Here is a 26,081-nt window from a genome sequence, read left to right as displayed (position 1 = left end):
TGCGTAAGCTACCCCGCGGCTGAAGCCGGGGGCTTTCTGTAGCCCTGGAGTTGACAACTAAGCAACTCCGAACCTCGAAGCAGGCTTACAACCGCTCCAATCTTGGCAATATTCATTGCACCATTCAAATCAGCGTCCACATGCCAATTGCAGTTACCACACTTGAAAACTTTGTCACTTCTGGACCCGATGTGGTTGCAGCAGTGGCAGGTTTGCGACCTGTAGGCAGGCCCAATTGCAACGACCTCAACGCCGTATTTCAAACCCTTGTATTCCAGGAAATACCGCAACTGGTAGAACGCCCAGCTATTGCTGCGCCTCCGTTCCATCTTATTGCGTGGCTGTTGATTGGTGCGCTCCCGAATGCCTGTCAAGTTTTCAATCGCCACCATAGCGCTGTTGATTTTGGCATCGACAATGATGGACTTGCTGATGTTGTGGTTGAGCCAAGCCTGATAACGTCTCTCCTTGCCCGACAGCCGTTTCAACAGCTCTCTACATCTGCGTCTAGAACTGCGTGTGCCTTTCGTGCTTTGGCGCTGGATAGACTCTCTTGCCTTGGCGTACCTGTCTCTCACTTTTTGAATCGGTTTACCGTCCCATTTCTCTCCTTTGCTCGTCACTGCGATATCCCTACGCCCCAAGTCAACGCCAATCACTTGATCCGAGTGGATAGGCTCTGGCGTTTCGTCTTTGAGCTGAATGTGGATGTAATACTGTCCGTCGCGGTGCTTGCACAGTTGGGCGCTAGTTGGCACTCTGCCTTTGAGTTTGCCACGCTGGTACTTGCCTGCATCCAATTTGATGTGTTCACGGCACTCAATCAGCGTCAAGCTAACTTTCCAGTTCTTTTCTTTAAAAGAGAAGATCCGGGCATCGCAGTCAGCGCTAGATGGAGCAAAAGCTTTAAAAGGCTTGCCTTTAAGCTTTGCCGTTTTGCGATTGGCTCCCACTCGGGCACAGACTCTAACAGCTTGATTGGCGCTCAATTTGAACTGAGAACGCAAATCTTGATAGGTCTGAGACTGGATGGTGGTTTTGCTGTTGATCGATGGCTTAACGGTCTGATTGGCGTAGTTGCAGCCATCCGCAAACGCCTGAAGAAGCGCATCAATCTTGATGGCTTGCGTTTGAGTCGGTTGAAGCTTGCTTTCCTAGCGTTAAGACTTGTTCCACGATTCAGAAAAACTCACAAGTGATATATGTCTGATCGTACAACAAATGACCGAGAATTCGGAAGATTCAAGGCGGTTAAAACCGCAGCAGCGTTCCGAACCATGTCTAAAGCCAGGGGCTTCCCGCCCGTTTTTCGGTGAGATTGCTTGGTGACTCGCCAGGCTAGGCGGTGAATGAGTTGGCCCGAGAGGGGAGGGAGGAGAGCGTGCCAGAGCGGGGGAGGGGAGAATTTTTCTGTGGCACGATCGCATAAGTGGGTTCTGCTGCTTGTTTGATGAGGCTGTTTCGACCTCCGTAAAAGATCGAGAGAGAAATATCGGTGACAGGTTAGTGCAGAATTAAGTCAATGCAGGGACGTTTGACCGTTAAAATCAACAGGGTGCAGCAATTGCCAAGTTTTGTGGCATCGCCTGAAATAATCTGCTAAACCAGAGTTAGCCTCAAGGCTAACGAACCGCAGGCTCGAACTAAAATTTCTGTTATTAGTAAAAATTATCTAAAACCCTATGGGAGCAAGGAGCAGTAACCCCCTCGAAGCAGCCGGCCCGACTCGTGAGCCGATCGAAATCGGCGTGTTGCATTCGCTGACGGGCACGATGTCCATCAGCGAAATTTCTGTTAAAGATGCGACGCTGTTGGCTGTTGAGGAAATTAACGCGGCCGGAGGAGTGCTCGGACGCCCATTGAAAGCGGTTATAGAAGATGGAGCCAGCGATTTGCAGACTTTTGCTCAAAAAGCTAAGCAATTGCTCCTAGAATCGCAGGTGGCGGTGGTATTTGGCTGTTGGACTTCGGCGAGCCGCAAGGCTGTACTGCCGGCTTTTGAGCAGAGCAACGGGTTGCTGTTTTATCCGGTGCAGTATGAAGGGCTAGAACAGTGTCCGAATATTTTCTACACTGGTGCGGCCCCGAACCAACAGATTGTGCCAGGGGTGAATTACTTGCTGGCACGGGGTTCGCGGAAAATTTTCCTGTTGGGTTCTGATTATATTTTTCCCCGGACGGCAAATTTGATTGTGAAAGCTCAACTGGCGGCACTCGGGGGAGAGTTGGCGGGGGAAGTTTATCTGCCGCTGGGTTCGAGGGATGTGGGCGAGGCGATCGCACATATTTTAGCAGTGAAACCGGATGCGATTCTCAACACTCTCAACGGCGACAGCAATGTGGCTTTTTTCCTTCACCTGCGGGAAGCTGGCTTGAAACCCGAGGATTTGCCCGTGATGTCGGTCAGCGTAGCAGAAGAGGAGGTGCGGGCGATCGGGCCTGAAAATATTGCCGGACATTTGGTGGTTTGGAACTATTTTCAAACGGTGGATACACCAGAAAATCGGAAATTTGTCAAGGCTTATAAAGCTAAATACGGGGAAAACCGCGTGACCGATGACCCGATCGAAGCGGCTTATTTGGGCGTTTATCTGTGGAAGCAAGCAGTAGAAAAAGCCGGTTCGATTGATGTGGTTAAAGTCAGGGCGGCTGCTAAAAATATGGAGTTTGCAGCGCCCTCGGGCAAGGTAAAAATAGATGCTCAAACGCAGCATACCTGGAAAACAGTGCGGATTGGCAAGGTGCGATCGGACGGTCAAATTGAGGAGATTTGGAATTCGGGCGCACCGGTGCAGCCCGATCCTTTTCTCAAAACCTATCCTTGGGCGGCTGCACTGGCTCCGAGGCAGATTTCTGTGGGAACTCGGGCTTCTTTGATCGGGCTGTTTGTCATCTTGGTACTGATAACTTGGATGGCGGTGGGAGTGGGGTGGATGGGTGCTGTGGAGATGAAGAACTATTTGCTGGCAATAGAGGCTGCCTCGGGTCCGGCGACTGGGGTTCCCGAGGCAGCAATGGAGGTGCTGGTGCAGCAAACTCTCTTTGTGGCGAGCCGCACTCAAAGTTGGCTGATGGGGGCTTTGGCTTTGAGTTCGATCGCAGGTATAGTCGCTTGTGTGTCGGTGTCGGCGATAATTCGCAATTTGGGTTTGCTCCGGGAAACTGCCCAAATGATGGCGAGCGGTGATTTGACGGCTCGATCGCCTGTGGTGTCTAATGATGCGATCGGAGTGCTATCTTCTACTCTCAATACAATGGCTCAGCAAATTAGCAGTTTGCTCAAAGGTTTGGAGGTGCGGCAGCGACAGCTAGAGGAGCGATCGCGCGAATTGGAAGTTGCTAAGAACGCTGCGGAAGCTGCTAACAGGGCGAAAAGCACTTTTTTGGCAGATATGACTCACGAATTGCGGACGCCCTTAAATGCGATTATTGGCTACAGCGAGCTGCTGCAAGAAGAGGCGATCGAACTCGGCGAAGAAGAGTTTGTGATGGATTTGGCCAGCATTAATATGGCCGGCAAGCAGTTGCTCAACATTATTAGTGACATCCTGGATATTTCTAAAATTGAAGCAGGAAAGATGACTCTTTTCTTGGAGACTTTTGAGGTGTTGAATTTGGTCGAGCAGGTTGTGACTACAGTTCAACCGCTGGTGGGGAAAAATGGCAACACTTTGAGCGTCAATTGCGATCCCAATATTGGCACGATATACTCTGATTCCTCGAAGCTGCGGCAAGTGCTGTTGAATTTGGCAAGCAATGCTGCTAAGTTTACCGAGCGAGGCAAAATTACAATTAATGTTTGGAAGGAAGAAGGGGAAGTTTTGCCGGCGGACAATTCTGAGGAAATCTCGGCAATTGGCTCTCGGTGTCAAAATCCTGCGATCGTGTTTCAAGTCAGCGATACGGGCATCGGGATGACTGACGCTCAGGTGTCGAGGCTGTTCGGAGCTTTCGCTCAAGCGGACAATTCCACTAATCGCAGGTACGGCGGCACCGGTTTGGGGCTGACAATTAGCCGGAAGTTTTGCCAGATGATGGGCGGGGATATTACGGTTGAGAGCGAGTTCGATTGCGGTTCTAGTTTTACGATTCGTTTGCCGGTTGCGGTTAAAACCGAGAAAGAAGTTGAGGGCGATCGAGTACAGGAAGAAACAGGTTTGCAAGAAGTGCGATCGCAACCGCTGGAGCTGCCCGATGCTGCGACTGTGCTGGTGATTGACGACGATCCGGACTCGCGGGATTTGATTGCCCGCTGCTTGTCAAAACAGGGATTTCGGGTGCTCTCGTCGGCTAGCGGTGAGGCAGGGCTTGAGTTAGCTAAGGAGTCGCTACCGGATGCAATTACTCTGGACGTGATGATGCCGAGCATGGACGGCTGGGCGGTGCTGTCGGCGTTGAAAGCCGATCCGGATTTGGCTGAGATTCCGGTGATTATGTTGACTTTTTTGGACGACCCAAATCAGGGTTTGGAATTGGGAGCGGCGGAGTATTTGAGGAAGCCTTTGGATTACAAGCGCTTTGCTGCTTTACTGAGTAAATATCAGCGGATCGAGAAGTAGTTATTAGTCATATCTATTCTGGTTGCACGAGCAAGATATTGTTGACTGTTAACTGTTGGCTGTTGACTAAAATTATGCTTTCGGAACTGACTGTTTAGACATTTAAACAATACCGATGCCACCGGAAACGATATCAGTAGTCATTAGCCCTTGAACTCGGAAATGTGAAAGATGAACTGTTAAATGTTGTGAACTCTTAACAGTTATATCAACCGAGAAGACGCTGAGGACGTTATTAATTGTTGAAATTCTTCCTGGGATAGTTTTCTGCGGAAGGTCTTCTGCTATAACTGTTACCACTTACCAAAAATCTTTTAATTAATATTTAATCGCTCTCCTGCCAACGGCTCAGATACTGTTGTTGTAACTAAAAAGAGAGATTTTTTGGATTGAGTAGTTAACTTTGGCAGCGAGTTCAAATTCTTTGGCTAACCTGTGACCACATTAGGAATAGAGATTTGCAGCGCTTTTTCGCTCGTGCTTTTCCTGACCCTGTTGATGTATTTAACAATGCCGAAAGGATTGTTAGGCGTTGCTGAATCACGGTATGAAAATAGATCAGTTGGAAATTCCGAAGATGTTCTGACGCGCTTATTTCATTTTTTGCAGATTGAGTCGTTCATACCATAAATCAGCAACGCCACTCTGGCGTTGGTTGGGGCATTGTTCCAGTGAAGGTAGGTTACGAGGGTCGATCGCCTGCATCACTCGCCACAGTTGCATCGGGTGCTACCGATTCTAGCTCTGGTGGCAGATGATTTGTGATGAAGGAACTCCAATGAGCTATCCCACCTGAATCAAATTCCATCTGCAAAATTGACGCATTCGGTACTGGAAAGCCTCGCGAAAATCCCAAAAGCCGATTCATCGCAACGGCATCAATTACCGTTGGGTTAGCCAAAATCTGCCACAGCATTGCTTTGATAAAAAATCCATGTGAAAAGACAACTACAAAACCGGATTGTTGTTGTAACTGGTTCAGCGCAGTTCGGACTCGTTCCATCAGTTGAACCAACGATTCAGCGTTGGTTCCATCGACATATTCAGGGTCGCAGCGGTCCCAGTAAGCTTTGCTCAGAGCTTTGGTAGCCTGGGTTGTGGTTGGTTGGTCGAGCTGTAGGCCCAGATAGGTAAATTCCTGAACTTGCCACACCTCAACGGGTGTATGTGGAAATTGTTCAATCAATGGTTGAGCAGTGAGTTGTGTTCTTAGATAAGGTGAAGTCACAATCAAGTCGGGAGTTTGTTTAACGGCGGTTGGAATACATCTTGATTGTCGGTCGCCCAATTCACTTAAGGCATTTTCATGGGGTCCAATAGTTGCCAACCCTGCATTGGATTGACTTTGACCATGACGAATAATCCAAATGGACACGGTTTGATATTGCCTCTCATTTAGGGTAAAAATCACTTCTAGGGTGTTGCTGAATCACGGGATGAAAATAGATAAGTGGGAAATTCCGAAGATGTTCTGAAGCGCGGGAGCATCTCATATTTGTAAAAACACTTCTTCTGGCTCCTTCCTTCTTTCTTCTTCCTTCTTACTCTTTCCTTCTTACTCTTTCCTCCTGGCTCCTAACTCCAATTTTGGGCTTGGCTGCTTTCATTGAGATGCTCCATGAAGCGCTTGTTTCATTTTTTGCCGATTGAGTTGTTCGTACCATAAATCAGCAACGCCGATTGTTAAAATTGGTAGGGTTAAATAAATCACTTTAAACGGTTCAATTGCTCGCTCGCCTTCGTCAATAACTTCTCTAAAAATGTTTCATTAGCCATTAGTTAATAGCGAAAAACTAATAACTAATGACTAATGACTAATTAATCTAAGAAGCCCATTAATGTTGAGCTATCGTCAATTTCGTTTGAAGCAATTGGCCGGTTTCCTCCCATTGTGGAGTAAACTTCGTCAATGTGCAGAGTGCTCATGGCAACTGGGCGCGCACCGGACATACTGAACATTTCGCTGACTTGGATCGCGCTGGAGCCGATCGGGCGATTTCCCATTGTCCCAACCACTTCTAAGTCGCTGGCTTCGATCGGGCGATTGCCTACAGTGCCGTAGGTTTCGCTGATGTGCAGGGTGCTGGTGCCGATCGGGCGATTCCCCGAGATCGAGACTGTCTCGCTGATGGTAAAATCGTTTGGGCCGACGGGGCGGTTGTCATGCAGGAGTTGCGGCTGATAAAGTTGAATGCCCGCTGATTTGGCTTCGCTGGCGGGTGGTAGGGCCTTGGTAGTGCCTTTGCTGCCGCGGGCGCTCGCCTTGACTTTATCTTTGGGTGTGATAGCCATAATTTTTTTTTCCTTGCTGATTGCTGGGTTCGGACAACTGTTTTTCTGGGCTTTCTGCTTTCTATTGCGGCCGATAATTAAAATAATATTATAAAGTTTAACTATTTTCTTAACGCAATTGCAGAATCTCTGCATTTTTGTTAAGATTTATCGGTAATAGCGACATTTTCCTATGGTAACTGCGGCAGCATCTTTTCAATTGCAAGCGCCCTTCGATCCCACGGGCGACCAACCGCTAGCGATCGAGCAACTCGTCAAAGGCATCCAAGCGGGCGATCGATTTCAAACCTTACTCGGCGCCACAGGTACGGGCAAAACCTTCACCATTGCCTCGGCGATAGAAAAAATCGGCAAGCCAACCTTAGTCTTAGCACACAACAAAACCCTGGCAGCTCAACTGTGCAACGAACTGCGAAATTTTTTCCCCAACAATGCAGTTGAATACTTTGTCAGTTATTACGACTACTACCAACCTGAAGCATACATCGCCGTCAGCGATACTTTCATTGAGAAGACGGCCGCAATTAACGACGAGATCGATATGCTGCGACACTCGGCTACGCGATCGCTCTTTGAACGCCGCGACGTAATTGTCGTAGCTTCAATTAGCTGCATCTACGGTTTGGGAATGCCCGCAGAATACCTGAAAGCTTCTATTCCTTTGCAAGTAGGAATGGAAGTCAACCAGCGGCAAATATTGCGAGATTTAGTCAACGTCCAATACAGCCGCAACGACCTAGATTTAGGCAGAGGCAAATTTCGCGTCAAAGGCGATGTCGTGGAAATCGGCCCCGCCTACGAAGATCGAATTATTCGCGTCGAATTCTTCGGCGACCAAATCGATGCCATTCGCTACGTTGACCCCGTAACAGGTAAAATCATCCAAAGTACCACCGCTTTAAATATTTATCCAGCGCGCCACTTTGTGACTGCTGATGATAAATTAGAGGCAGCTTGTCAAGGAATAGAACTCGAATTAGAAGACAGGCTGGCAGAATTTGAAAAAGAAGGAAAACTATTAGAAGCGCAGCGGCTAGAACAGCGCACCCGCTACGATTTGGAAATGCTGCGCGAGGTGGGATACTGCAACGGAGTCGAGAATTATTCGCGGCATTTGGCAGGCAGAAATGCCGGGGAACCGCCAGAATGTTTGATTGATTATTTTCCGAAAGATTGGATGTTGGTAGTAGATGAATCCCACGTCACAGTGCCGCAAATTCGGGGAATGTACAACGGCGACCAAGCGCGCAAAAAAGTATTGATCGAACACGGTTTTCGATTGCCCAGCGCCGCTGATAACCGCCCTTTGAAAGCAGAGGAATTCTGGGCAAAAGAGAATCAGTGCATCTTTGTTTCTGCTACGCCTGGTAATTGGGAAATGGAAGTATCTGAAGGCAGAGTTGCCGAGCAAGTAATTCGCCCTACGGGAGTAGTAGATCCGGCAATCTTCGTGCGCCCGACGGAAGGACAAATTGACGATTTGTTGGGGGAAATTAAGGAGAGAGTTACTCGGGACGAGCGCGTTTTGGTGACGACTTTGACGAAGCGGATGGCGGAAGATTTAACGGAATATTTGCAAGAAAGGGCGATTAGAGTCCGGTATTTGCACTCGGAAATTCAGTCGATTCAACGCATCGAAATTATCCAAGATTTGCAGGATGGTAAGTTTGATGTGTTGATTGGCGTCAACTTGCTGCGGGAAGGTTTGGATTTGCCGGAAGTGTCGCTGGTGGTGATTTTGGATGCGGATAAGGAGGGGTTTTTGCGATCGGAACGTTCTTTGATTCAAACAATTGGGCGGGCGGCGCGCCACGTGCAGGGACAGGCTATTTTGTACGCGGATAATTTGACTGATAGCATGGTTAAGGCGATCGACGAAACGGATCGGCGCCGGGGGATTCAGCTAGCGTACAATAAGATGCACGGGATTACTCCGCAGCCGATCGCGAAAAAGCGCTCGAGCAATGCAATTTTGGCATTTTTGGATGTGTCGCGCAAGCTGAACTCCCAGCAGTTGGAGGAGGTTTACGAACAGGTGGATGAGTTATCTTTAGACGAGATTCCTCAGTTAATCGGGCGCTTGGAGACGCAGATGAAGGCGGCGGCTAAGAAGTTGGAGTTTGAGGAGGCTGGTAAGTTGCGCGATCGGATCAAGCATTTGCGGGATAAGCTATTGGGACATTAGACTTCTGATGAAAAGCAGAGTCTTGAGCAGGCAAGATGCCTGCTCCACAAGAATTATGCGAGACATAAATGAGCAAATTTCAATTATTGGATGCAGTGACTTTAACCGAAGCAGTCGCCCTCGCTGATGGCGAGATTGCACCGCCACAAACAGCCGGGACAATTGTTGAGGTTTTCAAGAAGGGTGAAGCTTATTTAGTAGAATTATTTGGGGGATGGGTGAAAGCAGAAGTTGGCGGGGATTTTGTGCCTGCAACTCAGGATGAACCGGGGGCATTTATGGAAACGATAGGTGTTGAAACAGTTTATCCGCATCAGTTGCAATTAGTAAAATCTGTCAGCGAAATGATGGGATTTCGAGAGCGTTTACAGTCTGTTTTGGATAATTTATCTGACGAGTTAGTGGCTGAAGTCTGCGACTTTGCCGAGTTTTTGCAGGAAAAACAGCAAAAAGTGCGTGAAGCGAAGCTATCCCGTAGGGAATCGTATTAAGCATCTGCGCGATAAACGTTTAGGTAATGAAGGGATAATTTAAAAGCCAAACATCGCTTTTAGTCCATTTGCGATCGGCTGATACTCTTCAGGAGTTAAATCTCCTCGGTAGCCCAAAATACGCTTTATGTCCACAGCGCGTAATTGATCCAGCAACACCGTAGAGTCATAGCGTAGGTTTCCCATTCCCGCCTGAAGCTGCGGATATAGCATGGAGTTTCTTGTCGCCCAATCTCCTTGTTGTGTCGTCAAGGGAACAACTATTACCAACGAAAACCGCGTTATCCCTGTGACATTTGGCAAAGCTACAACTACCGCAGGTCGAGTGTTTTCCTGTTCGCGACCGGGGGGAAGTTGAGCCGGGAAGTTAACTAGCACCACAGCCCTCACCTGCAAAAAATTAGGTAGCTGACTCACAAATTTTCTCTACCTTTTTATTGCCAATGTCGATCGGGTTTGGTTCTTGAATCCGCCATTTAGCATAGGCGATAACTTCTTTAAAGTCTGCTTCTTCAAGTTCTGGATAAGTTTGGCGTATTTGTTCTGTCGAACGAGATGCCATCATGGAGATGATATTTTCAACAGTTATGGGTAGGTGGCGAATGCAAGGTTTTCCCGCCATGAATTCTGAATCGGAGGTAATTCTAGTAAATTGCTGGATATCTTCTTTGCTACTCGTTGCACTTTCATTGTCGAGAATTACCATTCCAACTCCCGGAATAAAACGTACAGGCTTTGTTCCTTCGAGGGGGTCTACATCTCCCCAATCATAGGGGGGAATTTCATTATCGACGAGGTAAAGTTGGCGCCAAGGCGATTTTGCCAATGCTTCCTCGGAAATGTCAGGAAAAAACATTAGGACTTCTCCGATGCCGACTGGAAAACCATTGAGTTTGCTCAAGCCATCTATAATGGCGGCTAGGACGGATAAGTCCAGGTGGTTGAGGTTTTCGGCTTTTTCTATCAGTTGGTATACGGTTTCAGGATTGAGTGTTTCGCCCACAGCTTCGACTAAGTTTTCGGGGGTGAAACCTCGACATTTTAAGTATTCGGCTAGTTGTAAGCGAATTGTACTCATGGGTTTAGTTGAGAAAGATTTTAGGGTGAAGTGCGATCGCCCTTTACCATTATCCTATTTTTTGGATGGAAAGGGCGATCGACCTTTTGATGAATTTACCTACATCCCTGTTTAATATTTCTCGTAAAAAGAGTCTTCAATCGAAAGACAATCTGGCGAACAGGGATTTGCTAGTTGTTGCAGTTCAAGGTTCCGATCTTCCAATGAATCTACCTTGTACTGTAGTTCAAGCTTTTCATGTTCTGAGTCATCCAACTTTTGTTGCAGTTCAAACTTTTCATTGCATTTTTGTTGATTCTCTATTTGAAGCAATTCGATAGTTTTGTCCTTTGCTTCTATTTCTTCAAGCAGAATGCGGATCAAGTTTGCTTGAGTAGAGTGTGCTATTTTAAGTTGCTCAGTGAGCTGTCTATTTTCAGAAATTAGGATGTTAGCCATTAGCTTCTTTGACTAAGTGTTGGGTGGATTGATATTCGCCATTGCAACAAGTAGATTAGATACAGCTAAGCCAGCCAGTAAGCTGACTGGCTGCTGTATAGGCTATTTTGTTCTTAGTTAATTTCCGGCTTGGGAGAGTGCTGAGCAATCCACCCGCGAATCTCGTCATTAGCCATACCTTTGAAGTATGGTCTGTCTTTTATACCTTGACGTTTGGCTAGGTTCAAGGCGATCGCAACAAGGCCAGACTTTGGCTGTGTCTGCATTTGACCGTCTTGATGGAGCTGATATACCAGATAAGCTAGCTCCAAACCACGAGGGTGCTTAGACAGTTGGTCTAGTAACAACAGCGGATTTTGTGTTATCATTTCCTTAAGTGTGTAAAAAACAACAAGATTTTTAGAGTGGGCTGTGCATACGAACTCAGCCACTCTAAGATTCGACATTACGAAAAATAGAAAAAATTAGAGCGTCCTCAGACCGGCCAGTTTGAGGGCGTTTTGTTTTCTATTTTAAAAATATAGCACCTCTGAGCTGAGTTGACAACATTACGTGCAGAAGTAGGCAGCAAAATTAAGTGCATGACCGCAAATGTAATAACTTATCAATGAATACCTTGATAACAACTTAAAAAAATAACACATAAATAAATACCAGGGCTTACGCATCAACTGCATATCATTTACGCATCAACTGCATATGCTATGATATGCAGTTGATGCACCTGTGCTTATGCACTTAAAACATATGTTGAGCGATAAAAATCACCAAAATGACGAGGAAGACTTGGATGAGTCGCTAATCAAAGAAATTAATGACTTAGTTCAACAACCTGTTCACCCCACAAATAAAAATTCTAAAAATGACTTACAACCCTTGCCAGTTGTACATTCAGACCTCGACGAGTACGGTTTAGATCCTTATGAATTCCGACTCTATGCCCATGTAGTTCGCAGGACTGGGGGGAAACTTAACGGTCAGTGTTTCGCTAAACTGAAGAAAACAGCAGAAATCTGTTATATGAGCGTCAGAAAAGCCCAATATGCCCTAAAAACTCTTTGTGATGCGGGTTTAATACTGAAGGAGCAGCGTAGGGGACGTACTGACGTGTACAGGCTAACTCCCAAAAGCAACTGGAAGCCAAAAGAAGAACTCAAGCAGATTAGACAGAAAGCCAAAGAGTCTAAAGTTGAGGACTCAGAAGAAGAGTAAAATGCAAACAAGCTAAACCGTGGTACGGGCGGGACACCCGTACATCATCTGCGGTTAAAATATTCGTAGGATAAATTAAGAGTTACGTGCGATCGTCCTTAACACCCTTAGTTTAAGGATAAAAATTAGGGGTAAATGTGAGGGGATAAATTAAGAGTTAGGTGCCATCGCCCAAAACACCACCAAAACCAACTACTTACTCAATACCCCAGCATCCGTACTGCTAGCAAAAGCCGGACTAATAAACTCCTCCTTCTCTTCCAGCGTGATGTAACCTTTATCTACAGCTAGCTGCATCACTTCCTCAAGAAAACCTCTCAGCGCATCTAATACTTGAGCGCGATCGCATTCAAAAACCTTTTCCCAGCCAGTGGTAAGTTGGGTTTTGTTACCTCAACCCAACCTACTAATACCAAATTCGGGTTAAATTTCCCCTCTATCTCTTAGTCCGCGCACCATCCGGACTTTGTGTGTATAGACGCGGTTTCAACCGCCGAGATATCTTACGGTGTCGGATTCGGATACTTAGCGTGCACAGAATTGATTTCTGCTACAATCTCCTTATCCAAATTCACCTCCAAACTACCGAGATTTTCCTCAAGCTGTTCGAGACTTGTTCCACCGATAATTGTGCTCGTGACAAACCAGCGCGATCGCACATAAGCCAAAGCCATCTGCGCCGGACTCAAACCGTGCGATCGCGCAATCTCAACATAGGCTTTCACAGCATCGTTCAGATTAGTTTTATCGTAACGCTGACCGAATCCTGCGAACAAAGCCAGCCGCGAATTTTCCGGTATTCCCTTCAGGTATTTACCCGTTAAAATTCCGAAACCCAAAGGACTGTAAGCCATCAATCCCACATTTTTAAACCGGCAAGTTTCTGCCAAATTCATGTGAAAAGTCCGATTGCTCAAACTGAAAGCATTCTGAATCGAAACAACTTTCGGTAAGCCGTGTTTTTCTGCTAATTCGCAAAACTCGCAAACTCCCCAAGGCGTCTCGTTACTCAAACCTAAATAGCGGATTTTCCCAGCTTTAATTAAATCAGCAAATACCTCTAACTGTTCCAAAATCGGTACAGTTTCGTGCTCTTGGGCGATGTCGTAATCCGGCGCGCCAAATAAGGGCACGTAGCGGTCTGGCCAGTGGATCTGATAGAGGTCGATGTAGTCAGTTTGCAAGCGCTTCAGGCTGTCATTCAGGGCTTTTTCGACATTTGGGCGATCGATCTGATTTTTCCCTTCGCGAATCCACTTTAATCGAGTGCTTCTCCCCGCCACCTTAGTCGCTATAATGACTTTATCCCGCTGCTGTCGCGCCAACCATTCGCCGATATATTCCTCGGTTTTTCCCTGAGTTTCCGGCTTTCCGGGGACAGGATACATTTCTGCCGTATCGATAAAGTTGATGCCTCGACCGATCGCAAAATCGAGCTGTTGAGCCGCTTCTGCAACGGTATTCTGCTGGCCGTAAGTCATCGTACCCAAACAGATTTCAGATACTAATAAATCGCTGTCGCCGAGTTTTTTGTATTCCATGAATTTGATGGTAAAATTATCTGATTCTATATTACCGAAAAAATTTCATTTATTTGACAACTCCAGAAAAGTGCGATCGGCTTTCTCTCTTAATTCCTCTGCGCTCTCTGTGTTCTCTGCGGTTAAAATTATTTCTTCATAATTATAAGCAAATTTGATGCTCGTAGCAATGTACTCATTGCGAATCCTACATTAGAAAAATTTAATGTTAATATAAATAATTGCTAGCCAGATTATTTATGAGTTTCTACCCACAAAAAGTTCCGTTTGTCAACCTCTCCCTGCAACACCAACCAATTAAATCCCAAATAGAACAAGTAATGGGAAAAATTATTGAGCGAGGAGACTTTATTTTAGGTGAAGCACTGACAGAATTTGAAACAGCATTTGCCGCAGCTTCTGGAGTAAAATACGGCGTAGGAGTGGCTTGCGGAACAGATGCGATCGCCCTCGGACTCCAAGCTTGCGGTATCCATCCAGGGGACGAGGTTATTTTACCAGCCAACACCTTTATCGCCACCATAATTGGGGTGATTCAAGCCAAGGCTACACCTATTATCGTAGATTGCGACCCTGACACCGCCCTGATTGACCTCACAGCAGCCGAAACCGCTATTACCTCGAAAACTAAAGGAATTATTCCGGTGCATTTATACGGTCAAATGGTATCGCCCGGGCAGCTTTTAGATTTTGCGAACCGCCACAATTTGATCGTATTTGAAGATGCCGCCCAAGCGCACTTAGCCGAAAGAGAAGGATACCGCGCGGGATCCATTGGGAAAGCAGCAGCATTCAGCTTTTATCCCAGCAAAAACCTCGGTTCTTTTGGCGACGGCGGGATGTTAATTACTAACGATGCAGAAATCGCAGAAAAAATGCGAACTCTCCGCAATTACGGAGCACCCAGTAAATATTTACACACCGACATCGGTACAAACAGCCGTCTCGACAATTTGCAAGCCGCCGTGCTCAATGTGAAATTGCCTTACTTAGAAAAATGGAATCGCGATCGCAACTCGGCCGCCCAACACTACAATACTCTACTAGAACCCCTGAAACGCCAAGGCATTGTACCGATCGCCAACCACAGCGGGAGCGGTCACATTTATCACCTCTATGTTATCCAAATTACTGAGAAAAGCCCGATCGCCCGCAACTCCCTTCAAGAAAAACTCACCCAAGACGGGATTCAAACAGGCATCCACTATCCCGTACCTTGTCACCTGCAACCCGCCTACCAAAACTTAGGCAATCGCGGCGACTTTCCCCGCGCAGAAACCCTGTGCGAACAGATTTTATCATTGCCAATGTATCCCGGATTGAGCAATACTCAGATCGAGCAGGTTGTACGGGCGATCGCGCGATCGTTTGACAGTTGACCTGGGACCGCTAGACAGTTGACAGTTGACCTGGGACCGCTAGACAGTTGACAGAAGGAAGAGTTGACTCAAGGAAGACGCAATACTGAAGGAAGACGCAATACTCAAGACGGAAGAAGACATACGCAGCAAACTGTTTAGCGATCGGTATTTTACCTTTAATTAAGTGGATTTACTTAATTGTTTATAAAAGTTATGCTGAGAGTCTTGCAAGCCATAAGGTGGAGTTCTCAAAGCGTTGGAGTCCGGAATTAACACATCCTTAACTCACAGTTAAAAACCGCTTTCGCGTTGCGAGCCCTCGCGCGGCAATCTCAAAACTTCTCAAACCATGCACATCCAGCGTAGAATTCGGATTGTTCTCAAGCGATACCTCCTGGGGGAAGGTATCATGGTACTCCTAGTGCTGCTTTACGCCCCCCTAGTAGTACACTGGTACGACGGCTGGTTCAACAAAAACATCAGCATCGAACACGAATATTTCAGCCACGGACTAATTGGTTTGCCCTACGCGGCTTATATTGCTTGGACAAACCGAAAGTGCTGGCTGCGCTTGCCCAACTCGCCGCATCCTTTGGGAAGCTTTTTGCTGCTACTAGCGACGCTTTTTTATCTAAGTCGCTTAAGCGATTTAGTAAATTTATCCCTGCCAGTAATGCTGGCTGGCATTTGCTTGTGTTTAAAAGGAATTCCCGGATTGAAATTGCAGGGAATGCCGCTTTTATTCGTATTTTTGGCCTCTCCCAACCACATTCCTTACCTCATTGAACCCTACGCATTGCCGTTGCAGCACTTCATTGCTAAAACATCAGGCTTGATATTAATTAAGGTTGGTCTCAACGTGAGAGTGGAGGAAATTTATCTGTACGTAAACGATCGCATTGTCGAAGTTGCCCCCCACTGTGCCGGCTTAAAAATGCTGTTTACCAGTCTTTATGTCAGCTTAATTCTGCTGGATTGGACGGGAGTTTGGAGTTCCCACAAAAGAAGCATTTTGTTTTTAGCGAGTACATCTATAATTAGCATCACTTCCAACATTCTCCGCAACACTTTTCTGACTTACTTTCACGGAACCGAGAGAGAGAACCTTTTTACTTGGCTGCACGCCGGATGGGGTGGAGACTTGTATTCTGCTTGTATACTAGGCTTATTGGTACTTCTCCTCAACGGGATGGAAAAGTATTTCCCAAGCGGGCCTGACAATTAGTGAAACAAATGATTTCAGCACGGAAACTACTGCGGCGGCACGAATTATCTAAAATTGTGGTACTGGTGTTTTTGGTGGTATTGGTTGCGGCAGTAGCAATTCCCGGCTACGCGACGGGAAGGTGGCCTTGGACAAACCCGCCACCAGTTGCAAACGTCAAGCAATTGAAAAGTTTGCGCCAACACGGGATGACACTTCCCGGCTGGCAGGTGATCCGCGTTCAGAATAACGTCCTAATTGGCGGTCACAGGTGGTTAGTTGAAGAAATTAAAAATCATCAAACAATTGCCATTTTATTGCTAATGCCTCAAAATGACCCCAAAAACCAGCCGCAAGTAGAATGGCTAGATATTGATGGATTTCATCGGTGGCAAACAGATTCTCATCGCACTTTGAGGTTTACAGTTAAATTAGCAAAAATATCCGACAACCCGCCGCCTACCGTCGAGGCCCGGTTTTTCCGAAGCTGGACTCCCCAACAAACTTTTGCTGTCGTGCAGTGGTACGCTTGGCCTAACGGCGGTTCTCCAGCAACCAGCCGCTGGTTTTGGGAAGACAGCATTGCGAGGCTGTCGAACCGCCGCGCCTCTTGGGTTGCTGTCAGTATCATCGTTCCCATCCTACCCGGGGGCGAGATTAAGATAGTTGAACCGCTGCTGCAATCTCTCGGCGAAACTGTTCAGGCTCAATTAATGGCAGAAACTTTCTGATAAGAGAGTTTTTAACAAATTTGTGTGCGGGTAGAGTTGAAGGTTGGGCTCATTTCAATGAGAGGTATAAATAGTATAAATAGGGATGTTGAAATCGCTTCTATACAAACAAAGACCGCCTCCGCGGGCTAGAAGAATCAAGAGGTAATACCAATTATGAAAAATATTGCTACAGATAAATTAGAGAATCTCATCTTTACGGAAACGGGATTGCCTTGTCCGGGGGGAGAGTATAAAGAATATAAAATTTAAGTGCAGCTTGCGGACATGAAACTTAAAAATCAGCGGATTATTCAAAACATTACCATTCTTTATACCCTGAAAATGCGGGATAAATTCCCAATTAGAAATCGCGTTGCTTTTTCCTTGGCAGGCCTGTATTCAACTGCTTGGACTCTATCTTTTGCTGCTGTATTCTGGGGCTTTAACGGCAAAGTTTTTTCGGAAACGGCTTTAGCCCAATCTGTTGTTCCTCGTTCCGAACAGTTCGTGCCGCCACCGCCACTGCGCGTACCGCCACCGCCACCAGCACAGCCTAACCGGGACATTAACCCAGCTTTTCGGAATCGGCCCTACCGCCTGGGCCCGGGAGACCAGATTTCTGTTCAAGTTCAGCGCTTCCCCGAGCTAGGTTTTACCGGTGCAATCAGCCCTGAAGGGGTAGTTGTACTGCCGCTAATCGGAACAGTAAATGTGCGCGGCCTTACCGTCGAAGAAGCACAGCAGCGCCTCCGCGAGCGGTTCACCCAATTTATCAAAAATCCTCAAGTCTCGGCTGCTTTGCTCGTTCAGCGCCCGGTGGTGGTGACGGTGACGGGGGAAGTGGCGAGACCGGGTTTTTATCCGCTGCAAACTCCGCAGCTTCCGGCGGCTCTGGCGGCTGCTGCTGGGACTACTCCGACGGCCGAACTGCGGGCGGTGCGGGTGCGGCGGACTTTCCCGGGTGGTGTTGTGGCGGAGCAAGTTGTGGATATTTTGACTCCGCTGCAAACTGGTATTGCTGGGCCGGATTTGCGTTTGGAAGATGGAGATGCGATCGTTGTACCGTATAAACAGGTTACGCCCGATCGCGCAGCCGATCGAGATTTAGCATCCAGATACAGCCTAGCCGCTGCCGCTGTCCCCGTCCAAATCACTGTCACCGGAGAAGTCAGCAAACCGGGTTTTTACACGCTTGGGGCGGGTTCTGGTCGAATTTCCGCCGCTTTGACGATTGCGGGGGGAGTCACGGGAAAAGCCGATTTGCGGGCCGTGCGAGTGCGGCGGACGCTGGTGGACGGCTCGTCGGTGGAGGAACCCATCGACCTCTACACTCCCCTAGCAAATGCTAACGATTTGTTCGATTTTCCTTTGGCCTCGGGAGATGTGATTGTCATCCCCCAATTGGACGCTAGTACCAAAAACCTAGACTACGACAAAGCTTTGGTGGCGCGGTCTACGCTGGTTAAGCCCAGGATCTACGTTCGAGTTTTGAGTTACGCTAGTGGTGGTTTGACCTCGTTCTACCTAGAAAATGGCAGCAAGTTTTTGGATGCTATCAACAACTTGCCTGTGAATCTAGCTGACTTGCGGAAAATGGCTTTGATTCGGTTCGACCAAAAGCAAGGTAGAGCAATCAACCGAAAGATAGATGCGAAAGCTGCTTTGGAGGGCAATGTTTCTCAGAACCCGATGCTGGAAGATAATGATGTGATTGTGATCGGTAGGAATCTGGTAGAGCGTATTGGTTATGTTCTCAATACTTTTACTCGACCGTTCCGCGATACTTTGGGATTTATTCTGTTCTTTGAGCAGTTGAGAAATGGGGTAAACAATCTGTTCGGGCCGTCCTCTAATGATAAGTAGTCATATCATTTTCGATTTTCGATTTTCGATTTTCGATTTTCGATTGAGAATGACTTATTCCATAATAGTTGCAACAGGGGCCTACAGTTGTATTGTTTTTGGTAACTGGTATCAGTAATCAATCATCAGCAGTCATCAGTCATCAGTCATCAGTCATCAGTCATCAGTCATTAGTTATGATTTATCGTTAGCAATTCTTCAATCTAAAATCTAAAATCTAAAATCTAAAATCTAAAATCCTTATGACTTTATCAGTTGTCAAACGTTATTTAATAGCTTTCGACCAATACAAGTGGGTGGGACTGGCCACTCTGGCGGTGACTGTGGGCGTGTCGGGAGTAGTGGCCCTGCAGCCAACTGCGGCGCCGGTTTACGTTGCAGCAGGTACGCTGGCATACCGCAGGCCGAGCGTGATTTTTTCATCGACTACTACCAAAATTCAACAGGAAGGACAAGAAATAACTAAAGATATGCTGCTGGATACAAAGAAGGTGATTGAACCAGCAGCAAAAAAAGTAAAGATTTCTGCTAAAAAGCTGAAAAAGGACGTGCAGGTAAAGATGCCGAGTAAGAATAATGACCCCAGCGCTTTGATTCAAGTATTGTACAAAAATGCCGATCGCAAAAAAGCAGAAGCGGTAGTAGAGGCGCTGATGAACGAAATGGTGGCTCGCAGCCAAAGTATTAATACTTCAAGACTGCGAGAAACGATCGCCCAAATTAACCAGCGCTTGCCGGCAGTAACTCAGGAACTCAGAGAGACGGAAGCAAAACTTGAAGCCTACGAAAAACGAGAAGGAACTGCAATTTTAGCCGCTCAGAACGGTGCACTGCCGCAAGCGATTACCAGCAACGAACAGCAGCAGCGACAACTCCGCGTGCAGTTGGGAGGAATTGAAGCTCAAATCAAAAGCTTGCAGGATCGCTTGGGATTGAATGTGGAGCAAGCTTACGTCGCTCAAGCACTGTCTGCAGATCCAATTATTGCGCAACTGCGAGTGCAATTGTTTACGATCGAATCTCAGCTCAAAATTCTGCGCGCGGACTTGCAGGAGGAACATCCGAAAATTGTGGAATTGCTCAAACAAAAACAAGCTTTTGAGCAGCAGTTGCAGCAGCGACAGTCGGAGGTGCTCGGGGGTAACGGGGTGGCGGCTCCGCTCAGAAGTGCCGATCGAATTCGGGTAGACTCTTCTTTAGACCCGGCCAGACAGCAGCTAGCTCAAAGTTTGATTGCTTTGCAAACGCAGCAGGATATGGTGCAACAGCAACTCCAAGGAATCGAGAAAACTGAACAGCTATTGCGCCGGGAACACGCAACAATCCCCAACAAGCAGTTAGAACAAGCGCGGTTAGCCCAGCAAGTGGGGCTGAAAAAAGCTCTCTACGATAAGATGCAGTCGGCTTTGGTAGATGCTGAGGCGGCGGTAGCTGAGACAACGGGGAGTTTGACAATCGCCCAACTTCCCAAAACCGATGATGTTGAGTCAAGCAAGAGAGGTTTGCCGGTGATGCTGGCGGTGGGGGGATTTGTGGGATTGCTGCTGGGCGGCGGGTTGATATTTTTGTTGGGGATGCTCAACGGCAAGTTTTACAGTTGGGAAGAAGTGCGGGCGGCTTTGGTGGAAAAGGAGGTGCCGATACTGGCAGTTTTGCCTGAAGTGATTGTGTTTGATTCCTACGGGGATGAGATGCCTCTGGCTTTGGAGTCCAATTCGCCCTATTTGGAGTTTTACGAGCGGTTGCGGACTAATTTGCGCCGAATTGGTGAAAAGCCTGTAAAGGTGGTGTTGCTGACTTCGGCGGCGCCTTTGGAGGGGAAGAGTTTTAGTGCTTATAATTTGGCAATTGCGTCGGCTCGATCGGGCAAACGAACTTTGTTAATTGAAGCAGATTTGCGATCGGGTTCTAATGTGGAATCTTTGAAAATCGCTGCCGATCCTCTGGCGGCGGTGGAACCTTTGCACTATTACGGCAATATGAGCGAGTGCGTTTTGTTGGTTCCAGAGGTAGAGAACCTATACGTGGTGCCGAGTCCGGGCTTTTTGCGGCAGGCTTCGGCGGTACTGGAATCGAGCGAAATGCGGAGGTTGTTTGAGGATGTTCGCAACCGCTTTGATTTTGTGGTTGTGGATTCTCCGGCGTTGAGCGAGTGCAACGACGCGCTGACGCTGGAACCGTACACGGACGGTATGATTTTGGTAGCGCGGGCTGGTTATACTCTGGCTAGTATGTTGTCAGAAGCTGCGGATCAGTTGCTGGAATCTGAGGAGGATGAGTCGCATAAATCGGGGCCGCGGCTGTTGGGGGCGATTATCAACGGTGCTGATATTGCGGTGAAGTTCCGCAACGATATTGATGAGCTGGAGTTGCCTTTGGGTGTTGCGGGCGATCGTCGAAGTGCGATCGAAGTGCGATCGAGGCAATTACCGCAGCAGTCAAAGCAGAAAAACAAAGCTATTAACAGTAAATTCAACTAATAATTTATGGGATTAAATTAGACTATAATTGCATTCATTTATTGATAAAATATCTTGAATATAGCCGAGTCTCAGAAAGGTGAGGTACGACTGGGCATAGGCCAAACCGGGCATAGGCCAAACCGGGCATAGGGCACGCAAGCATACCTCACTTTTTTGAGAACCGCTATACATCTGGTTTCCGAAGCATTCATCTGCGGTTTTTATGTAAATCCAAGATTTATGCAATAGGTATTTAATCTGTAATCAAAATACAGCCTATTCCAGGTTTATGAAGTACATTCCAGAAACCGGGTTTCTTTACCTGTCTCGTCTCTAAACTGATTCTGTTGCTAGAAACCCGGTTTCTCGCGATCTACATTTACATGGAATATGCTGTATCAGCATCAAGCCAGGATGAGGCAGCATTGAAATCTGTCTGCCTGTCCCACTTGACCTTTGAATTTCAAAGGTGGTACCCGCCAGGGACTTGCATCCGCGGAATCAATCCCAAATCTTCAACGCTCATCCTTGCGTCCCCCGGATTGCATCTGTGGGGTCAATCCCAAATCTAAAATTCTTCAATTCTTTAATCGAATGACATTGGTGACAATGCCAGAAAGTTGTCACCAATGATTAAAACCCACTAACGCAAATTGCTAGTCAAAAGACCTACTTAGCAAATTGGTTGTTCAAGGCGACCAAACCAGGATTAAGCTTGGGGTCTGTGAGTGAATTCAACCAGCTAGCGGCGACACCGAAGTTGGAGACTGAGTTGGAATTAATCCCGACGTTAAAGGCTCCGATTCCGCCACCCAGTAGCTCGTCGGCGATATAATTGTTCACCAAATCTGCTGTTCCCGAAGCCCCAGCCCCAGGCAAGCTGGAAGTCTTTCGCAGGCCACCGTCGAGTAGCTCGTCGTTTGTCAAAGTGAGACTACTTGCCGTTCTCTGCAGCGGAGCTAGAGGTGCCAACGGATCGGGGTCATTGTCCACGATCGTCAACACCGCGGTACTTTGGGTTCCAATCGTGGCGCCTGTCGGGTTAACTAAACTTAAATTGACAGTTTCGTCACCCTCAAACAAAGTGTCTTCGAGAATGGGAATGGTGATGATTTTGTCTGCTACATCCCCAGCGGCAAAATTGACAGCGATCGAACCATTGGTGTAATCAGAGCCGGCTGTAGCACTACCACCGGACAAGTTTACGAAAGCTGAGACTGCACCCAGAGCGCTGCCAATGCGAGTGACTGTCACTGATTGAACGACCGTTCCATCTTCGTTGACACTGAAGAAAGGGGCGCTAAATTGCAGGGTGCTGTCATTGTCTACGATCGTCGTAACGGCGGTGCTTTGGGTTCCAATCGTCGCATTGCCTGTCGGGTTAACCAAACTTAAATTGAGATTTTCGTTACCCTCCACCAAAGTGTCATCGATAATGGGAATATTGACTATCTTGGGTGCAGAATCCCCAGCAGCAAAATTGACAAGGAGCGGAGTATTGGCGTAGTCACCAGGGGCGATCGCAGTTCCATTGGCTAGGTTCACGGTAGCTGAAACTGCGTCAGCACTACTGCCAGTGCGAGTGACTGTCACGGGTAACACCGCTACGCCATTTTCTCTGATCCTGAAAGTACCAGAACTAAATTGGAGGGTGCTGTCATTGTCAATGATGTCGAAAGTGGCGGTACTTTGGGTGCCAATCGAAGCATTGCCTGTAGGGCTGCCCAAAGTTAAGCTGAGATTTTCGGTACCTTCGACCAAAGTGTCGTTGACAATGGGAATATTGACGACTTTGGGTGTGGTGTCCCCAGCGGCAAAATTGACCGAGATGGGAGTACCGGTGTAGTCAGCAGGGGCTGTAGCAGTTCCAGGGGCCAAGGTGACGGTGGCTGAGACTGCACCAGAGGCTACACCTGTGCGAGTGACTGTCACGGCTGCAATGGGAGTTCCATCTTCCTTGGCGCTGAAGGTAGGAGCACTAAATTGCAGGGTGCTGTCATTGTCTACAATGTCCAAACGGGCGGTACTTTGGGTTCCAATGGTGGCATTGCCAGTCGGGCTAACCAAACTTAAATTGACATTTTCGAGCCCCTCGAACAAAGTGTCGTTGACGATCGGAATATCCACCGTCTTGGGTGTGTTGTCCCCATCGGCAAAATTAACAGGAATTGGAGTATTGGTGTAGTCAGCAGGGGCTGTAGCAGTACCATCGCCCAAGTTGACGCTGGCTGAGACTGCACCGGTAGTGCTGCCAGTGCGAGTGACTGTCACGGCTGCAACTGGCGTTCCATTTTCGTTCACCCTGAAGGTAGGATCGCTAAATTGCAGGGTGCTGTCATTGTCTAAGATGTTCAAAGTGGCGGTACTTTGGGTGCCAATCGTCGCATTTCCTGTCGGGCCAACCAAACTTAAATTGACAGTTTCGGTAGGCTCTAACAAGGTGTCGTTGATAATCGGAATGGTGACGGTTTTGGGTGCAGAATCCCCATCGGCAAAATTGACAGGAATCGGAGTACCGGTGTAGTCACCAGGGGCGATCGCAGTACCGTTGGTCAAATTGACGTTGGCTGAGACTGCACCAGCACTACTGCCATTACGAATGACTGTGACGGCTGCAACGGGCGTTCCATCTTCGTTAACGCCAAAGGTAGGAGCGCTAAATTGCAGGCTGCTGTCATTGTCTACGATGTTGACAGTGGCGGTACTTTGGGTGCCTATCGTGGTATTGCCTGTCGGGCTACCCAAGGTTAAGTTGACAGTTTCGTTACCTTCTACCAAAGTGTCGTTGACGATCGGAATATTGACCGTTTTGGGTGTGGTGTCGCCATCGGCAAAATTGACAGCGATCGGAGTATTGGCGTAGTCACCAGGGGCGATCGCAGTACCATCGGCCAAGCTGACGGTGGCTGACACAGCACCAGCACTACTGCCAGTGCGAGTTACTGTTACGGTTGTGATGGGGGTGCCATCTTCGTTGACACTAAAGCTGGAGCCGCTGAATTGCAGGCTGCTGTCATTGTCTAGGATGTTCAAACTGGCGGTACCTTGCGTTCCAATCGTCGCACCGCCTGTCGGGTTAACCAAACTTAAGTTGACAGTTTCGGTACCCTCTACCAAGGTGTCGTTGACGATCGGAATATTGATCGTCTTGGGTGCAGAATCGCCAGCGCCAAAATTGACCAGGATGGCAGTATTGTTGTAATCAGCAGGGGCTGTAGCACTACCATTAGCTAAGTTCACAGTAGCTGAAACTGCTGCGGTACTGCTGCCAGTACGAGTGACTGTCACGGCAGCGCTCGTCGTCCCATCTTCGTTCACACTAAAGGTAGGAGCGCTAAATTGCAGGCTGCTGGGAGGAAGAGTGTCATTGTCCACTATGCTCAAAGTGGCAGTACCTTGCGTCCCAATCGTTGCACCACCTGTCGGGTTTGCCAAAGTTAAGTTGACATTTTCGGTACCTTCGACCAAAGTGTCATCGACAATGGGAATGGTAATAGTCTTGGGTGCTGTGTCCCCATCCGCAAAATTGACAGGGATGGCAGTATTGTTGTAATCAGCAGGGGCTGTAGCAGTACCATTGGTCAAGTTGACTGTAGCTGAGACTGCGCCAGCGCTGCCACCCGTGCGCGTCACGGTTACGGCTGCAACCGCTGTCCCGTTTTCGTTGACGCTGAAGGTAGGAGCGCTAAACTGAAGGCTAGGCGGATTTGAAGTCCCTTGATAGTCAATCTTCCGTACCAGGAAGTCGGAACTATCGTCTTTGAATGCGGTGGCGGTGTAGGCAGCGGTGGGGCTATCGTAGGCTTTGGCGGAGAACCGCAGTTCGTCAAAAGCAGTGTTGGTGAGAGGCTTGGCTTCTATCTTGAATTGGAAACTGCCATCGGTCTGATCGCCAATAAAAGTCACTCCATCTGAACCCACAGTAATCGGTTTTGCTGCGATCGGAGCGTTGAGACGAGTGATCGTAAAATTGCTGGCCGGTACCAGAGTCCCATTATTAAAGATTTGTAGCAAACCAACTTCATTACCTTGATCGCCCACTCCTGGGCTAGTTTTGGGACTCAAGGCGCTAAGGTCGATCGTCGCGCTAGTGATGTCTTGGTTATCTGCCCATTTCAGCTTCAGCGCTTGAGATTGATTTGTGTTGGGATTATAGTTGATTTCCGCTCTAATTTTACTGGTGTCGGTGAACCAACCATCATAGGAGGATGGGACACCAATACCAGGGCTACTGCCATAACTCAACCAGCTTTTAGGATTTTCATTAGTTGGTAAGGTGAGGTTGGCGATCGCTTGAGGATTGAGGTAATCAGTTTCCACGCCATCAAAAGCTATCCCAGACAGTTTGATACCTTGATTCTGGGCAGCAGTAGGCCATTTTGTGATTAGGTCATTGACGCTGGTGAAATTAGTGGTTTGACCCAAAGAACCATTCAATGGAGTAGGCATAGCTTCTCTTGTGATAGTAATTAACGATTAGAAGTGACAGAAAACCAGAGGCTTAGGCTTTTTTGATAGTTATCGGTCACGATAAGCAGTGTTTCATCGTCAATTGCTGCGATCCGGACAAATGTCAGATAAATTTTTCAGGCTTGCAAATAGCGGGTTTTCCACATACGTAGAGGAGAATTTAAATAATTGTCAAGATACGTAAATTTACGTATAATAATTATCAAAATATG

General features: G+C 47.6%; 18 protein-coding genes. 9 read left to right on the top strand and 9 right to left on the bottom strand.

Going from position 1 to position 26,081, the window contains the following annotated elements; translation table 11 throughout:
* Nucleotides 1-8: 8 nt before the first annotated feature.
* Complete coding sequence (locus tag QUB63_RS14895; protein WP_332946151.1) at nt 9-1,115, bottom strand: RNA-guided endonuclease InsQ/TnpB family protein; 1,107 nt, start codon at nt 1,113-1,115, stop codon at nt 9-11.
* Between the two features lie 567 nt (nt 1,116-1,682).
* Here QUB63_RS14895 and urtA point away from each other — a divergent pair.
* Complete coding sequence (urtA, locus tag QUB63_RS14890) at nt 1,683-4,559, top strand: urea ABC transporter substrate-binding protein (RefSeq protein ID WP_332946030.1); 2,877 nt, start codon at nt 1,683-1,685, stop codon at nt 4,557-4,559.
* A gap of 682 nt (nt 4,560-5,241) precedes the next feature.
* Here urtA and QUB63_RS14885 read toward each other — a convergent pair.
* Together QUB63_RS14885 and QUB63_RS14880 are read right to left on the bottom strand one after the other, a co-directional pair.
* Nucleotides 5,242-5,934 carry a histidine phosphatase family protein gene (locus QUB63_RS14885; RefSeq protein WP_332946029.1) on the bottom strand — a complete coding sequence of 231 codons (693 nt, stop codon included), beginning with the start codon at nt 5,932-5,934 and terminating at the stop codon, nt 5,242-5,244.
* A gap of 443 nt (nt 5,935-6,377) precedes the next feature.
* Nucleotides 6,378-6,851 carry a hypothetical protein gene (locus QUB63_RS14880; RefSeq protein ID WP_332946028.1) on the bottom strand — a complete coding sequence of 158 codons (474 nt, stop codon included), beginning with the start codon at nt 6,849-6,851 and terminating at the stop codon, nt 6,378-6,380.
* Between the two features lie 172 nt (nt 6,852-7,023).
* Here QUB63_RS14880 and uvrB point away from each other — a divergent pair, with 172 nt between their 5' ends.
* Nucleotides 7,024-9,036, top strand: coding sequence for an excinuclease ABC subunit UvrB (gene uvrB / locus QUB63_RS14875; RefSeq protein ID WP_332946027.1), 2,013 nt, complete (start codon nt 7,024-7,026; stop codon nt 9,034-9,036).
* Between the two features lie 68 nt (nt 9,037-9,104).
* Entirely contained in the window at nt 9,105-9,527 is a 423-nt protein-coding gene (locus QUB63_RS14870; RefSeq protein WP_332946026.1) for a DUF2281 domain-containing protein, read from the top strand.
* 39 nt (nt 9,528-9,566) lie between these two features.
* Here QUB63_RS14870 and QUB63_RS14865 read toward each other — a convergent pair whose 3' ends face one another.
* From QUB63_RS14865 to QUB63_RS14850, 4 genes are all read right to left on the bottom strand, one after another.
* Nucleotides 9,567-9,944 (bottom strand): type II toxin-antitoxin system PemK/MazF family toxin, encoded by a 378-nt coding sequence (locus tag QUB63_RS14865; protein ID WP_332946025.1) that lies wholly within the window; start codon nt 9,942-9,944, stop codon nt 9,567-9,569.
* Nucleotides 9,928-10,605: a DUF433 domain-containing protein gene (locus tag QUB63_RS14860; protein WP_332946024.1), complete on the bottom strand. Its 678-nt coding sequence runs from the start codon at nt 10,603-10,605 to the stop codon at nt 9,928-9,930. Before QUB63_RS14860 ends, QUB63_RS14865 begins: the two co-directional genes overlap by 17 nt.
* Nucleotides 10,606-10,716: 111 nt before the next feature.
* The gene (locus QUB63_RS14855) at nt 10,717-11,043 is read right to left on the bottom strand and encodes a hypothetical protein (RefSeq protein WP_332946023.1); all 327 of its coding nucleotides are present in this window, start codon (nt 11,041-11,043) and stop codon (nt 10,717-10,719) included.
* Nucleotides 11,044-11,156: 113 nt separating this feature from the next.
* Nucleotides 11,157-11,411, bottom strand: coding sequence for a hypothetical protein (locus tag QUB63_RS14850; RefSeq protein WP_293342357.1), 255 nt, complete (start codon nt 11,409-11,411; stop codon nt 11,157-11,159).
* 364 nt (nt 11,412-11,775) lie between these two features.
* Between QUB63_RS14850 and QUB63_RS14845 the strand changes: the two genes are divergently transcribed.
* Nucleotides 11,776-12,255: a helix-turn-helix domain-containing protein gene (locus QUB63_RS14845; protein WP_332946022.1), complete on the top strand. Its 480-nt coding sequence runs from the start codon at nt 11,776-11,778 to the stop codon at nt 12,253-12,255.
* A 503-nt stretch (nt 12,256-12,758) separates the two neighbouring features.
* Here QUB63_RS14845 and QUB63_RS14840 read toward each other — a convergent pair.
* Nucleotides 12,759-13,796, bottom strand: coding sequence for an NADP(H)-dependent aldo-keto reductase (locus tag QUB63_RS14840; RefSeq protein ID WP_332946021.1), 1,038 nt, complete (start codon nt 13,794-13,796; stop codon nt 12,759-12,761).
* 239 nt (nt 13,797-14,035) lie between these two features.
* Between QUB63_RS14840 and QUB63_RS14835 the strand changes: the two genes are divergently transcribed.
* The 5 genes from QUB63_RS14835 (at nt 14,036) to QUB63_RS14815 (ending at nt 21,417) form a co-directional block, all read left to right on the top strand.
* Entirely contained in the window at nt 14,036-15,175 is a 1,140-nt protein-coding gene (locus QUB63_RS14835) for a DegT/DnrJ/EryC1/StrS family aminotransferase (protein WP_332946020.1), read from the top strand.
* 331 nt (nt 15,176-15,506) lie between these two features.
* Nucleotides 15,507-16,382 carry a cyanoexosortase B gene (gene crtB / locus QUB63_RS14830; RefSeq protein ID WP_332946019.1) on the top strand — a complete coding sequence of 292 codons (876 nt, stop codon included), beginning with the start codon at nt 15,507-15,509 and terminating at the stop codon, nt 16,380-16,382.
* Between the two features lie 8 nt (nt 16,383-16,390).
* On the top strand, nt 16,391-17,092 hold the full coding sequence (locus QUB63_RS14825) for a cyanoexosortase B system-associated protein (RefSeq protein WP_332946018.1): 702 nt from the start codon (nt 16,391-16,393) through the stop codon (nt 17,090-17,092).
* 267 nt (nt 17,093-17,359) lie between these two features.
* Nucleotides 17,360-18,937: a polysaccharide biosynthesis/export family protein gene (locus QUB63_RS14820; protein WP_332946017.1), complete on the top strand. Its 1,578-nt coding sequence runs from the start codon at nt 17,360-17,362 to the stop codon at nt 18,935-18,937.
* A 242-nt stretch (nt 18,938-19,179) separates the two neighbouring features.
* The gene (locus tag QUB63_RS14815) at nt 19,180-21,417 is read left to right on the top strand and encodes a polysaccharide biosynthesis tyrosine autokinase (protein WP_332946016.1); all 2,238 of its coding nucleotides are present in this window, start codon (nt 19,180-19,182) and stop codon (nt 21,415-21,417) included.
* A 651-nt stretch (nt 21,418-22,068) separates the two neighbouring features.
* Here the strand turns inward: QUB63_RS14815 and QUB63_RS14810 are convergent.
* On the bottom strand, nt 22,069-25,848 hold the full coding sequence (locus QUB63_RS14810) for a beta strand repeat-containing protein (RefSeq protein WP_332946015.1): 3,780 nt from the start codon (nt 25,846-25,848) through the stop codon (nt 22,069-22,071).
* Between the last annotated feature and the right edge of the window lie 233 nt (nt 25,849-26,081).

It is taken from the genome of Microcoleus sp. ARI1-B5, from assembly GCF_036705795.1.
Lineage (GTDB): Bacteria > Cyanobacteriota > Cyanobacteriia > Cyanobacteriales > Microcoleaceae > Microcoleus.
Note: the sequence above shows the minus strand (reverse complement) of the source record. Positions and strands in the feature narration are given on the sequence as shown.

Coding starts and splice junctions, on each gene's coding strand:
- urtA (WP_332946030.1), top strand. CDS start 1,683: ATGGGAGCAAGGAGCAGTAACCCCCTCGAAGCAGCCGGCCCGACTCGT.
- QUB63_RS14880 (WP_332946028.1), bottom strand. CDS start 6,851: ATGGCTATCACACCCAAAGATAAAGTCAAGGCGAGCGCCCGCGGCAGC.
- uvrB (WP_332946027.1), top strand. CDS start 7,024: ATGGTAACTGCGGCAGCATCTTTTCAATTGCAAGCGCCCTTCGATCCC.
- QUB63_RS14870 (WP_332946026.1), top strand. CDS start 9,105: ATGAGCAAATTTCAATTATTGGATGCAGTGACTTTAACCGAAGCAGTC.
- QUB63_RS14860 (WP_332946024.1), bottom strand. CDS start 10,605: ATGAGTACAATTCGCTTACAACTAGCCGAATACTTAAAATGTCGAGGT.
- QUB63_RS14855 (WP_332946023.1), bottom strand. CDS start 11,043: ATGGCTAACATCCTAATTTCTGAAAATAGACAGCTCACTGAGCAACTT.
- QUB63_RS14850 (WP_293342357.1), bottom strand. CDS start 11,411: ATGATAACACAAAATCCGCTGTTGTTACTAGACCAACTGTCTAAGCAC.
- QUB63_RS14845 (WP_332946022.1), top strand. CDS start 11,776: ATGCACTTAAAACATATGTTGAGCGATAAAAATCACCAAAATGACGAG.
- QUB63_RS14840 (WP_332946021.1), bottom strand. CDS start 13,796: ATGGAATACAAAAAACTCGGCGACAGCGATTTATTAGTATCTGAAATC.
- QUB63_RS14835 (WP_332946020.1), top strand. CDS start 14,036: ATGAGTTTCTACCCACAAAAAGTTCCGTTTGTCAACCTCTCCCTGCAA.
- crtB (WP_332946019.1), top strand. CDS start 15,507: ATGCACATCCAGCGTAGAATTCGGATTGTTCTCAAGCGATACCTCCTG.
- QUB63_RS14825 (WP_332946018.1), top strand. CDS start 16,391: ATGATTTCAGCACGGAAACTACTGCGGCGGCACGAATTATCTAAAATT.
- QUB63_RS14820 (WP_332946017.1), top strand. CDS start 17,360: ATGAAACTTAAAAATCAGCGGATTATTCAAAACATTACCATTCTTTAT.
- QUB63_RS14815 (WP_332946016.1), top strand. CDS start 19,180: ATGACTTTATCAGTTGTCAAACGTTATTTAATAGCTTTCGACCAATAC.
- QUB63_RS14810 (WP_332946015.1), bottom strand. CDS start 25,848: ATGCCTACTCCATTGAATGGTTCTTTGGGTCAAACCACTAATTTCACC.